Source organism: Streptomyces sp. NPDC090088 (genome assembly GCF_044747345.1).
In the GTDB taxonomy this organism is placed as follows: Bacteria; Actinomycetota; Actinomycetes; order Streptomycetales; family Streptomycetaceae; genus Streptomyces.
Window position 1 is genome coordinate 194,081 of record NZ_JBIVDZ010000002.1, and the last position, 11,483, is coordinate 205,563.

Genomic DNA, 11,483 nt, shown 5'->3' on the forward strand with positions numbered 1-11,483 from the left:
CGACCAGCCCCCACCGGCCCGCAGACGACACTCAGCCCGCGAACGCCTTCCCGAACGCCCCCGAACTCTGCGTCACACCACTGCAGTCCGTCGCCGCGTCATCCTGCGAAGCAGACCCGCTCTCACACTGCACATCCCGGAACGTCGACCACATCGACACCCACGCGACCCCCTTCTCCTCCGCGAACGCCCGCACATCAGCCGCGTCCGACAGCGAGAACGTCTCCCCGTCCACGTCGTTCACCCCGATCATCGAGGTCAGCGCCATCCCGCCCCACGCCCCCGCGTCGGACAGCCCGAACACCTTCTTCAGCTGCTTCTGCGTGGCCTTCGCCGAGGTGACCGCGTAGTCGCCCATGTCCTCGTCGTAGGACTCGCCGTAGTTCATGGTCATGATGTTGACCGTCGAGACCTGCACGTCGTACTTGTTCGCGGACTCCAGCAGCGCCAGGCCGTCGGAGTCGAGCCCGGACGGCATCACGGGCAGGGTGAAGGAGACCTCCAGGTCCGGCCGGTCCTTCTGGAGCTGCGCGATCGCCTCCGACCGCAGGGCGACCGAGTCGGAGTCGGTCAGGGTGTCGCCCTCGATGTCGAAGTCGGCCTGGGTGGAGCCCGCGGCGTCCAGCGCGGCCCCGTACGCCGCCGCCAGTTTCGACGCGCTGGAGCACGTCGTCGCCAGCTCCTTCCCGGAGGCCCCGCCGAAGGACACCCGGACCGTCGCGCCGCCCTCCTTCAACGCGGAGATCCGCGACTTGACGGCCGAACTGCCGATCGCCGTCGTCCCGTTCCACTTCGGCGTGCAGCTGCTGCCGCCGGAGATCACGAAGGCCAGGTTGTACGTCGACGGAGACCCCGCGTCGTCCGTGTCGGCCGCCTCCGTCGCGCTGACGTAGGGCGCGTACGCCGTCCCCGACGTGCTCGACGTGTCCGACCCGTCGGACTCGCTCGGCGAGGCCGAGGCCTGCTTGGGCGGCGCGGGAGCCGCGTCCGACGTGCCGTCGGAGCCCGAGGAGCACCCTGTCACTGCCATGGCAAACAGGCAGGTAAGCCCAGCAGCCGGCCTCAGGAAACCCCGCATTAAGATGCACCCGCTCTCGTGATTTGTGTCTCAGGCTCGAAACAAAGCCTGATTCGAAAGGAAAACGTCTCACACGTACATGGTGTTCAACTGTTCGGCGGATACATAGAAAACTCATGGAACGAAGCCGCTGAAACGGATGAATCGGTCATCGCAAAAGGGGTGTTGAGGTAGTTTCCCCACCCCTACCGCTCCCGCAGCTGTTCACAGAATCTCTCAGCCAAAAGACAGGTTAAGGGGATTCTCATGGTCACCTCACAAGAACTCCGAAGGCGGTCACATAAAGACTCCCTAATATCCGAGGAATGCAATCCGAGCCTGCCATCGAAAGCCGCGCCAGCATGCGCGGTCGCCGCCGCAAACAAGGCAACGGGTCTGCCGAGGGGCCCGTCTTCGTCGACTCGTCCGGCCGCCGGTCCAAGGTCCTGCGCCGTGTCGGCCTCCTCCTCGGTGTCGTCTGCCTCGCCTACACGGGAGTGCTCGGCGCCGCCTTCATGGGCTGGGGGACCTCGCTCACCCCGGACTCGCTGATCCCCGACTTCGCACGCGGCGGCAGCGCCCCCGGCGGCGAGCGCCCGCAGGGCGGCATCGGCCGTCAGATCGGCGCACCCAGCGGCCGCCCGTCGGCCCCGCCGTCCGCCACCCCGACCGCCGCCACCCCGTCCGCCTCCGCATCCGCCACCGCCGACTGACCGGAAACGCAGGCCTCTCCCCATGACTACACCGACGTCCTCACGCGGCCGCAGGCGCGCCCCCTCCCGTATCGAGCGGGCGGCGGGCCGGGCCGCGGCGCTGCAGAAACCACGTGTCATCCTCGCGCTGCTGATTCTGCTGGCGCTGACCTGCGTGATGCTGCTCGACGGCTATCTGCGCGCAGAGGTCGGCGGCGACAACCGGGTCCGCAGCGGCGCCAGTTCCAGCAAGGTGCCGGACAAGATCCTCGACGGCGGCCCGATCCTCACCTTCCGGGGCGGCCAGGCGACCACTGTCTCCGTCCCCTCCAAGACCATCGCGCTCACCTTCGACGACGGCCCCAACCCGACCTGGACCCCGCAGGTCCTCAAGATCCTTGAGGAGAACGACGTACCGGGTACGTTCTTCCTGGTCGGCTCGATGGTGTCGCGCTACCCGAGCATCGTGAAGTCGATGGTCCAGCAGGGCAACGAGGTGGGCATCCACACCTTCACGCACGTCGACCTGTCGTACCAGAGCGACGCCCGGGTCAACCGCGAGATGCAGCAGACCCAGCTGGCGCTGGCCGGTGCGGCCGGCATCACGACGACCCTCTTCCGCGCGCCGTACTCCTCCGAGACCGACGCCATCGACAACTACAGCTGGCCCGTCTACCAGAAGCTCGGCAAGGAGGGCTACACCAGCGTCTTCGTCGACACCGACAGCGACGACTGGAAGAAGCCGGGCGTCTCGAAGATCATCAAGTGGGCCACGCCGAAGAAGAACAAGGGCGCCTCGGTGCTCTTCCACGACGCCGGTGGCGAGCGCTCGCAGACGATCAAGGCGCTGCCGACGTACATCAAGAAGATGAAGGCGAAGGGCTACACCTTCACCACCATCAGCGGGGTCATCGAGAAGCGGAACGCCACCAACCGGCAGTCCGCCGCCGCGAGCAACGGCACGAGTGGCACGAGCGGCACCGGTGGTCAGACCGCCACCGGGGTCGCCGAGGCCGGCGCCCTCGCCGGCACCGGCACCGGCACCGGCAACGCACCGACCGGCGAGGGCGGCACCGCCCCGAACGGCGAGAGCGGGGGCACCGGCACCGCGCCGAACGGCCAGAACGGCCAGAACGGTTCCGCCTCCACCACCGCCCGTCTCCAGGCGGCCCACCGCACCGCCACCGGCATGACCCTCTACGAGGGCAAGGCGCTCATCGTGGCGGTCGCGATCGCCGAATGGGCCCTGCCGGTCCTCTCCTACCTGCTGCTCGTCGTCGGCGTCGCGGTCATGGGCCGCTTCGGGATGATGCTGCTCATCGCCCGCCGCCACTACAGACAGCGCAACAAACGCCGCTTCAGCTGGGGTCCGACGGTCACCGGCCCGGTGAGCGTGATCGTCCCGGCGTACAACGAGAAGGAGTGCATCGCCAACACCCTGGAGTCGCTGGCGCAGAGCACCCACCCGATCGAGGTCATCGTCGTCGACGACGGTTCCACGGACGGCACCTCGGAGATCGCCCGCGCCGCCGCCGACAAGCTCGGCATGGCCAACGTCCGGGTCGTCCGGCAGGAGAACGCGGGCAAGCCGGCCGCCCTCAACAACGGTGTCCGCAACGCCACGTACGACATCGTCATCATGATGGACGGCGACACCGTCTTCGAGCCGGACGCGGTGCACCAGCTGGTGCAGCCCTTCGCCGACCCCGAGGTCGGCGCGGTCGCCGGCAACGCCAAGGTCGGCAACCGCAACACGGTCATCGGCGCCTGGCAGCACATCGAGTACGTGATGGGCTTCAACCTGGACCGCCGCATGTACGACCTGCTGCGCTGCATGCCCACCATCCCCGGCGCGATCGGCGCGTTCCGCCGCGACGCGGTCCTCCAGGTCGGCGGGATGAGCGAGGACACCCTCGCCGAGGACACCGACATCACCATCGCCATGCACCGCGCGGGCTGGCGGGTCGTCTACCAGGAGCACGCCAAGGCCTGGACGGAGGCGCCCGGTTCGCTCAAGCAGCTGTGGTCCCAGCGCTACCGCTGGTCCTACGGCACCATGCAGGCGCTGTGGAAGCACCGCAAGTCCCTCACGGACAAGGGCCCCTCGGGCCGCTTCGGCCGGGTCGGCATGCCCCTGGTCGTCCTCTTCCAGATCGTCACGCCGGTCTTCGCGCCCCTCATCGACGTCTTCACGGTCTACTCCATGATCTTCGTCGACTTCGAGGCGGCCCTGCTCGCCTGGCTCGCCGTCCTCGGCATCCAGCTGGCCTGCGCCGCCTACGCGTTCCGCCTCGACAAGGAGCGGTACCGCTACCTGCTGATGATGCCGCTCCAGCAGCTCGCCTACCGTCAGATGATGTACCTGGTCCTCATCCACTCCTGCATCACCGCCCTCACCGGCGGCCGCCTGCGCTGGCAGAAGCTCAAGCGCACGGGCGAGGTCGGCACCCCGGCGGGGGTGAGCGGCTGATGAGCTGGGACCAGCAGCAGAACCCGTACCAGCAGCAGGGCTACGGCTACGACTACAACCCGTACGGCGGCCAGCAGCAGTACGCGCAGCAGCCGTACCCGCAGCAACAGCAGTACGTCGACTACGGCTACACCCCGGCGGCGGACCAGACGGCTCCGCTCCCGCCGGTGGTGGAGCCGGAGCCCGTGCCCGAGCGGGAACCGGCGCCCGTCGTCGAGGAGCCGCAGCCCGCCCCCGCCGCCGCTTCCGGCCCTGCCCCCGACCCGCGGCCCAGGCCCGCCGGGCGCGACCGCTACTTCGACACGCTCCGCGCGGTCGCCCTGATCCGGGTCGTCACCTATCACACCTTCGGGTGGGCCTGGTGCGGGATGATCTTCCCCTCCATGGGCATCATGTTCGGCCTGGCCGGCACGCTGATGGCGAAGTCCCTGGAGCGTCCCGCGCTCAAGGTCGTGAAGAGCCGCCTGCGCCGTCTCCTGCCCCCCTTCTGGTTCTGGGGCGTCTTCGTCGTCCTGGCGATGCTGATCCACGACTGGATGCCCGGCTGGCAGATCGTCTACTGGGTCGTGCCGCTCGGCGACCCGCCGGGCAACGCGTGGGGTGAGCAGGCCTGGGAGATCCTCTGGTACCTGCGGACGTACCTGTGGTTCGTCCTGCTCTCCCCGGCCCTGCTGTGGCTCTTCCGCAAGGCCCCGATCCCGGTGCTGCTGGGCTCGCTGGCCCCGATCCTGGTCCTGAACTTCGTCTGGTCGGGCCCGGACAACCGCTTCGGCAGCGCCCTGTGGGACCTGTCGACGTACCTCTTCTGCTGGATCCTCGGCTTCGCGCACCGCGACGGCGTGCTCCAGCGGATGAAGCCGGCCCTGGTGGTCGTCGCCTCGCTCGCCGCGGTGGCGTACGGCGGCTGGTACGCCTTCTCCCACCAGGCCGACTTCGGGACGTACGACCTGGACGAGAACCCGCTCGCCCAGGCCTTCTGGTCGGCCGGGTTCGTGATGCTGCTGATGTGGGCGAAGGCCTACTTCAAGATCGACTTCGCCTGGCTGACCCGCTTCCGGCGGCTCGACCGGACAGTCACGGTCTTCAACGCCCGCGCGGTGACGATCTACCTCTGGCACGAGATCGCGCTGATCCTGGCGGTCCCGCTGATCGACCAGATGTGGAACGTGCCCGCGTTCGAGAAATGGCTCCCGCTGGACAGCCAGTGGTTCATGTTCGGCGTCGGCTGGATCCTGATCGCGGTCTTCATCGTGCTGTGCGGCTGGGTGGAGGACGTGGCCGCGAAGAAGAAGCCCAAACTTCTTCCGTGACGGCGTGCTGCAAGAATGGTGAGGTGACCCGCGCCTCCCTGAACAAGCAGCCGCACGAAGTCGCCTCGATGTTCGACGACGTGGCGGAACGGTACGACCTGACCAACGACGTGCTGTCGCTCGGCCAGGACCGGCAGTGGCGCAAGGAGGTCGCCAAGGCCGTCGACGCGCGCCCCGCGCAGAAGATCCTGGACCTGGCGGCCGGCACGGGCACCTCCTCCCAGCCGTTCGCCCGGGCCGGCGCCTATGTCGTGCCCTGCGACTTCTCCCAGGGGATGCTCCAGGTCGGCAAGCGGCGCAACCCCTGGATGCCCTTCACCGCGGGGGACGCCACGAAGCTGCCGTTCAAGGACGACACCTTCGATGCCGTGACGATCTCCTTCGGGCTGCGCAACGTCCAGGACACCGACGCGGCCCTGCGCGAGATGTACCGGGTGACCCGGCCGGGCGGACGGGTGGTGATCTGCGAGTTCTCGCACCCCACCTGGGCGCCCTTCCGGACCGTCTACACCGAGTACCTGATGCGGGCGCTGCCGCCGGTCGCCCGCGCGGTCTCCTCCAACCCCGAGGCCTACGTCTACCTCGCCGAGTCCATCCGTGCCTGGCCCGACCAGCCCGCGCTGGCCGGACGGCTGCGCGAGGCGGGCTGGTCGAAGACGGCCTGGCGCAACCTCAGCGGCGGGATCGTCGCCCTGCACCGGGGCTTCAAGGCGGCCTGAGCCCCGACCGGGGACCCGACGACCTACTCACAGGCTGCTCACCTCGAAGGCGTCCCCGGGCCGGTCCAGCTCGCGCTGCAGCCCGCCCGACGGCGGCCGTGGGACGCGTGGCTCGCGCACGCCCCCGCCGCCCTCGCCCTCACCGAAGTCGAACCACACGTACACCATCGAGTCCCGCGGCACCTCGGCACCGGGCTGCGGGAACTGGCGCACGACATAGTCGACGACCGTGAGATGGAAGTCCGGCCGGTCCGGCGCGTTGAGGAACAGACCCCGCGCCTGGGCGGTCTCGCGCGCGTCCACGGCCATCAGCCCGACCAGCCGTGGCACACGCACTTCGGGTGTTTTGGGTGTTATGTGCACAGATGTCACCCCCAGCGGTACTGGAAGGGTAACCCCCGGCATATGGCGGCCGGAAGCGCCAAGTGTCTTTCTGTAACAGATCGTCACTCTGTGTAATTGGTCTACAGGTCGAGCCGGAAGCAGAGCGCCTCCTCCGCGAACCGCGGATGCGGGAAGGTCTCCGCCAGTTCCATTCCGAGGCGGCGGGCGACCGCGACCGACCGCTCGTTCCCGGGCCGGACCATCGCCACCACCTTCGGCACGCCCGCCGCCCGCAGCCGCTCCAGCGTCATCTGTGCCGCCGCCGTCGCGTACCCCTTGCCCCAGTACTCCCGCGCGAGCCGCCAGCCGATCTCGATCTCGCCCCTCGGCCCCCACTCCCGCGGCCACGGCTGGCCGCCGGTGAAGCCGATGACCCGTCCGGCCTCGTCGGTCATCGTCCACAGGCAGAAGCCGAGTTCCGCGTCGTGCCGGCGCTGGCGGGCGGTGAGCTCCTCGTAGACGGACAGCTCCGCGGACCGGCCGCCGTGGAACTCCATCACATCCGGGTCGTCGAAGACCCGGTGCCAGGCCAACGCGTCCTCGTGCGTGGGCACACGCAGCCGTACCGCGGGGAGAGCTCGGTTCACAGGGGCAGCCCTTCAGCCGGGTGATCAGTACCGCTGAATAGACTGCCCATGTCCAGTGCCGGTCGGCACGCAGATTTCGAGCCTTGGGGAGCCCCCGCCGTGACCGAGCCCCTCTCCGAAAACACCGCCGATGTCATCGTCGTCGGCGCGGGGCCAGCCGGCTCCACGACGGCGTACCACCTCGCCAAGTCCGGCCTCGACGTACTCCTGCTGGAGAAGACCGAGTTCCCGCGCGAGAAGGTGTGCGGCGACGGACTCACCCCGCGCGCGGTGAAACAGCTGGTCGCCATGGGCGTCGACATCTCCGAGGAGGCCGGCTGGCTGCGCAACAAGGGCCTGCGCATCATCGGCGGCGGCACCCGCCTCCAGCTGGACTGGCCGGATCTCGCCTCCTTCCCCGACTACGGCCTCGTCCGCAAGCGCGACGACTTCGACGAACAGCTCGCCCGCCAGGCCCAGAAGGCGGGTGCGCGGCTCTTCGAGCGGTGCAACGTCGGCGCCCCGATCATCGACGACCGCACCGGCCGGATCACCGGCGTGCACGCCAAGCTCGGCGAGGAGAAGCGCGAAGTCACCTTCCACGCGCCCCTCGTCGTGGCCGCCGACGGCAACTCCACCCGGCTCTCCCTCGCGATGGGCCTGCACCGCCGCGAGGACCGCCCGATGGGCGTGGCCGTCCGGACCTACTTCACCTCCCCCCGGCACGAGGACGACTACCTGGAGTCCTGGCTGGAACTCTGGGACCGCCGCGGCCCCCAGGACCGCCTCCTTCCCGGCTACGGCTGGATCTTCGGCATGGGCGACGGCACCTCCAACGTGGGCCTCGGTGTCCTGAACACCTCCGACTCCTTCAAGGAACTGGACTGGCGCGAGGTCCTCAAGGCCTGGTGCGCCTCCATGCCCGAGGACTGGGGCTACACCCCGGAGAACATGACCGGCCCGATCCGCGGTGCCGCCCTCCCCATGGCCTTCAACCGCCAGCCCCACTACACGCGCGGCCTGCTCCTCGTCGGCGACGCCGGCGGCCTGGTGAACCCCTTCAACGGCGAGGGCATCGCCTACGCCATGGAGTCCGGCCAGATCGCCGCCGACGTCATCGTCCAGGCCCACGCGCGGGCCACGCCCAGCGGCCGCGAACTCGCCCTGCAGCGCTACCCGCGCGTCCTCAAGGACACCTACGGCGGCTACTACACGCTGGGCCGCGCCTTCGTGAAGCTCATCGGCAACCCGAAGGTCATGCAGATCGCCGCCCAGCGCGGCCTGACCCACCCGATGCTGATGAAGTTCACCCTCAAGCTGCTGGCCAACCTCACCGACCCGACCGGCGGCGACGCGATGGACCGCATCATCAACGGCCTGAGCAAGGTGGCCCCGAAGGCCTGACCGCTCCTAGGAGCCGATCGCCTCGATGTTGGCGGCCCGGCGGGCGTAGACGTCCTCCCGCCGGTCCGCCACCTGCCGCAGTGCTTCCTTCCGCTCCCGCTTGGAGAGCCGGTCGAGATACACGCGCCCGTTCACATGGTCCGTCTCGTGCGCGAGACAGCGGGCGAAATACCCCGTTCCCTCAAGGGTGAGCGGATTGCCTTCCTTGTCCTGCCCGTGGACGACCGCCCGGTCCGGTCGCGGTACGTCCATCGTGGCGCCCGGCACCGACAGGCACCCCTCGCTGTCGTCGAGCAGCCGTCGCGCGGCCGGGTCCAGCGCCTCCAGTACAGGGTTGACAATGTGTCCGACATGTCGGACACCGTCATCGTCGGGGCAGTCGTACACGAACAGGCGCAGATCGACCCCCACTTGGTTGGCGGCGAGGCCGGCTCCGTCGGCGATGTACATCGTGAGGAACATGTCGTCGATCAGCGCGGCGAGGTCGGGGCCGAACTCGGTGACGTCCCGGCACGGCTTGTGCAGGACCTCCTCGCCGGTCTCGGTGATCCGGCGCACCGAACCGTGCCGGGCCTCGGGGGCGTGCCGGGGGTAGTGGTCCATGGGGTTCCCCTGGACGAAGACGCGTGGCATCGCGGTGTCTCCTTCTCGGTTCTCGGGCCGCCGCTCCGTGCGAGCGGCCTGCGTCGAGGATCCCAGGAGGCACCGGGTTCGCGGGGGGCCTGTGGAAAACGTGCGCGGAGGTCTGTGGAAAACGTCCACGGACGTCCAGGGGAGTGCGCGGGCGTCCGCGGGAGTCCGCGGACAGCCGGAAGGGCCGCTGCCCCCGAGCGGCTGCGGCCCTTCCGTGCTGGTGTGTTGCCCTGGTTGTCGCTGTTGCCCTGATTCTCAGAGCACGCGGACCGCGCCGGTCGGCGGGTCGTACGACAGGGGGTGCTCTCCGACGCCGCTGGACGGGTTCTGCGCGCCGACGAACATGCCGTCGCCCACGTACACCGCCACGTGGTACGCGCTGCCCGCGCTGCCCCAGTAGAGGATGTCGCCGGGCTGGAGGTTGCTCAGCGAGACCTGGGTGCCCTGCGTGGACTGGTCCTGCGAGACGCGCGGCAGGCTGACGCCGACCGACTTGAAGGCGGCCTGCACGAGACCCGAGCAGTCCCACGAGTTGGGGCCCGTGCCGCCGGAGACGTAGGCGTCGCCGATCTGCGCCTTCACGAAGGCCACGACGGCGGCGGCCGAACCGGTCGCCGTGGACGTGCTCGTGGAGGCGCTGGAGCTGGACGCGGTGGCGCTGAGGGTGGTCCGCTCGGCGCTGCGCGAGGCGGCCTGCTCCGCCGCGGCCTTGCGGGCCGCCTCGGCCTTCTTCTTGGCCTCGGCCTTCTTCTTCGCGTCAGCGAGGTCCGACTTGGCCTGCTTCGCGGCCTTTGTGGCGGCAGCGTCACGCTCGGCCTGCAGCGAGTAGTTCGCCGCGGCCTGCTGCGTGGCGTCGGCGGACTGCGCCACCTGGGTGGCCACATCGGCCGTCAGGATGGGCAGTTCGAGCGTCTGCGTCACGGGTTCGGCGGCACTCGCCGAGGCCGCGCCCGCCGCTGCCATGCCGAGGACGCCACTGGCAACTCCGGCACGCACGGCGATGTTTGTCGTCGCGCTGCGGCGGGGCTTCCGGTGGCTGCGTATGTGAGCGGTGTGGGACATGAGAACAACGGGTACCAGGGGCTCCTTCATATCTTCAAGAAACGTGTGCTGCGCCACAGTTGCTCAATGGATCCCGTAAATCCCTCGCGTGTCGTTCTTTATTGACGCCGTAACGGACATTGTGGACGCCTGTGATCACGCCCGTGATCACGCCCTTTCGCCATTACGCCCGGATTGCCCCCCGCTTACCATCGGTTGAGATGATTGGCCAAGCCCGGTTCTCAGACGCCTCTCATCGATGTGGCGCAGGTCACGGAACGGTTACCTGGAGGGGTGCGTCTCGCGCGGAACCTCCGCGTGATCCGATGCGTGATCCAATGCGTGATCCGCGCGTGACCCGGGCGTGATCCGCTCGGTGATCGAGTCCGTCCGAGTTCGTGAACGCGTGCACGCGTCCACATCGCGCCCCGCGCCTCCCTCTGATGTGTGAATGCGGTCCACTATCAGCGCGCCCTGTCCATCGCCAATTTGCATGCAGGGGAACCCTCTTGATATAGAGACGCCCACCCAGGACCCCCTCCCGCCTGCGGCGACGATCGAAAATGTCACCTCTGGTGATCAGCTGGACGCTTCGCGTGCGAAGATCACCACTCATCCGACTTCATGATCGATCGTCAGGTGGTGGAGATCACAAAGCTTGTGTAATACCCCGTGTCGCAGATCACAGAGCGGCGGGCATAAGATGCGAGGCAGTTGGGCTTGTGACCTGCTTCACATGTTCGCGATCTTCGCCCGGGACGCGCGGGGTTCGCGGGACGGATGAGGCAGGTGGGGAGCCCGATCCGAACCGCCACCAGTCAGTGCCGACTGAGAGGAGCGAGGAGCGGTGAACGCCTATGCGCCCATCCTCGTACTGGGAGCCCTCGGGGCAGGCTTTGCGATCTTCTCCGTGGTCATGGCCACGCTGATCGGTCCGAAGCGGTACAACCGCGCCAAGCTCGAAGCCTACGAGTGCGGTATCGAGCCGACCCCCACGCCGGCCGGCGGCGGGCGTTTCCCGATCAAGTACTACCTGACGGCGATGCTCTTCATCGTCTTCGACATCGAGATCGTCTTCCTCTACCCCTGGGCCGTCACCTTCGACGCCCTGGGTGTTTTCGGGCTCGTGGAGATGCTGCTCTTCGTGCTCACCGTCTTCGTCGCCTACGCGTACGTCTGGCGGCGCGGCGGCCTGGAATGGGACTGA

General features: G+C 68.6%; 11 protein-coding genes. 6 read left to right on the forward strand and 5 right to left on the reverse strand.

Features of this window, described 5'->3' with window-relative positions; genetic code table 11:
• Positions 1-31 precede the first annotated feature (31 nt).
• Positions 32-1,078 carry a chitinase gene (locus tag ACIPSJ_RS09525; protein ID WP_401344851.1) on the reverse strand — a complete coding sequence of 349 codons (1,047 nt, stop codon included), beginning with the start codon at positions 1,076-1,078 and terminating at the stop codon, positions 32-34.
• A 305-nt stretch (positions 1,079-1,383) separates the two neighbouring features.
• On the opposite strand from ACIPSJ_RS09525, the gene ACIPSJ_RS09530 reads away from it, so the two are divergent.
• From ACIPSJ_RS09530 to ACIPSJ_RS09545, 4 genes are read left to right on the forward strand one after another with little or no spacing between them, the layout of a single operon-like run.
• The gene (locus ACIPSJ_RS09530; protein WP_355709641.1) at positions 1,384-1,770 is read left to right on the forward strand and encodes a hypothetical protein; all 387 of its coding nucleotides are present in this window, start codon (positions 1,384-1,386) and stop codon (positions 1,768-1,770) included.
• A gap of 22 nt (positions 1,771-1,792) precedes the next feature.
• On the forward strand, positions 1,793-4,219 hold the full coding sequence (locus tag ACIPSJ_RS09535; protein WP_401344853.1) for a bifunctional polysaccharide deacetylase/glycosyltransferase family 2 protein: 2,427 nt from the start codon (positions 1,793-1,795) through the stop codon (positions 4,217-4,219).
• Complete coding sequence (locus ACIPSJ_RS09540) at positions 4,219-5,529, forward strand: acyltransferase (RefSeq protein WP_401344855.1); 1,311 nt, start codon at positions 4,219-4,221, stop codon at positions 5,527-5,529. Before ACIPSJ_RS09535 ends, ACIPSJ_RS09540 begins: the two co-directional genes overlap by 1 nt.
• Before the next feature lie 23 nt (positions 5,530-5,552).
• Positions 5,553-6,248, forward strand: coding sequence for a demethylmenaquinone methyltransferase (locus ACIPSJ_RS09545; protein ID WP_359210295.1), 696 nt, complete (start codon positions 5,553-5,555; stop codon positions 6,246-6,248).
• A 27-nt stretch (positions 6,249-6,275) separates the two neighbouring features.
• Here the strand turns inward: ACIPSJ_RS09545 and ACIPSJ_RS09550 are convergent, their stop codons facing one another.
• Together ACIPSJ_RS09550 and ACIPSJ_RS09555 are read right to left on the reverse strand one after the other, a co-directional pair.
• Positions 6,276-6,557 carry a PASTA domain protein gene (locus ACIPSJ_RS09550; protein WP_393538503.1) on the reverse strand — a complete coding sequence of 94 codons (282 nt, stop codon included), beginning with the start codon at positions 6,555-6,557 and terminating at the stop codon, positions 6,276-6,278.
• 155 nt (positions 6,558-6,712) lie between these two features.
• Positions 6,713-7,219, reverse strand: coding sequence for a GNAT family N-acetyltransferase (locus ACIPSJ_RS09555; RefSeq protein ID WP_401344858.1), 507 nt, complete (start codon positions 7,217-7,219; stop codon positions 6,713-6,715).
• 48 nt (positions 7,220-7,267) lie between these two features.
• Between ACIPSJ_RS09555 and ACIPSJ_RS09560 the strand changes: the two genes are divergently transcribed.
• The gene (locus ACIPSJ_RS09560; protein WP_401344860.1) at positions 7,268-8,602 is read left to right on the forward strand and encodes a geranylgeranyl reductase family protein; all 1,335 of its coding nucleotides are present in this window, start codon (positions 7,268-7,270) and stop codon (positions 8,600-8,602) included.
• Between the two features lie 6 nt (positions 8,603-8,608).
• Here ACIPSJ_RS09560 and def read toward each other — a convergent pair whose 3' ends face one another.
• Positions 8,609-9,235, reverse strand: a complete 627-nt coding sequence (gene def, locus ACIPSJ_RS09565) for a peptide deformylase (RefSeq protein WP_359210304.1) — start codon at positions 9,233-9,235, stop codon at positions 8,609-8,611.
• A 255-nt stretch (positions 9,236-9,490) separates the two neighbouring features.
• Positions 9,491-10,297, reverse strand: coding sequence for a C40 family peptidase (locus tag ACIPSJ_RS09570; protein ID WP_359210307.1), 807 nt, complete (start codon positions 10,295-10,297; stop codon positions 9,491-9,493).
• 826 nt (positions 10,298-11,123) lie between these two features.
• Here ACIPSJ_RS09570 and ACIPSJ_RS09575 point away from each other — a divergent pair.
• Positions 11,124-11,483, forward strand: coding sequence for an NADH-quinone oxidoreductase subunit A (locus tag ACIPSJ_RS09575; protein WP_007383963.1), 360 nt, complete (start codon positions 11,124-11,126; stop codon positions 11,481-11,483).

Coding starts and splice junctions, on each gene's coding strand:
- def (WP_359210304.1), bottom strand. CDS start 9,235: ATGCCACGCGTCTTCGTCCAGGGGAACCCCATGGACCACTACCCCCGG.
- ACIPSJ_RS09530 (WP_355709641.1), top strand. CDS start 1,384: ATGCAATCCGAGCCTGCCATCGAAAGCCGCGCCAGCATGCGCGGTCGC.
- ACIPSJ_RS09570 (WP_359210307.1), bottom strand. CDS start 10,297: ATGTCCCACACCGCTCACATACGCAGCCACCGGAAGCCCCGCCGCAGC.
- ACIPSJ_RS09540 (WP_401344855.1), top strand. CDS start 4,219: ATGAGCTGGGACCAGCAGCAGAACCCGTACCAGCAGCAGGGCTACGGC.
- ACIPSJ_RS09550 (WP_393538503.1), bottom strand. CDS start 6,557: ATGGCCGTGGACGCGCGCGAGACCGCCCAGGCGCGGGGTCTGTTCCTC.
- ACIPSJ_RS09560 (WP_401344860.1), top strand. CDS start 7,268: ATGTCCAGTGCCGGTCGGCACGCAGATTTCGAGCCTTGGGGAGCCCCC.
- ACIPSJ_RS09535 (WP_401344853.1), top strand. CDS start 1,793: ATGACTACACCGACGTCCTCACGCGGCCGCAGGCGCGCCCCCTCCCGT.
- ACIPSJ_RS09525 (WP_401344851.1), bottom strand. CDS start 1,078: ATGCGGGGTTTCCTGAGGCCGGCTGCTGGGCTTACCTGCCTGTTTGCC.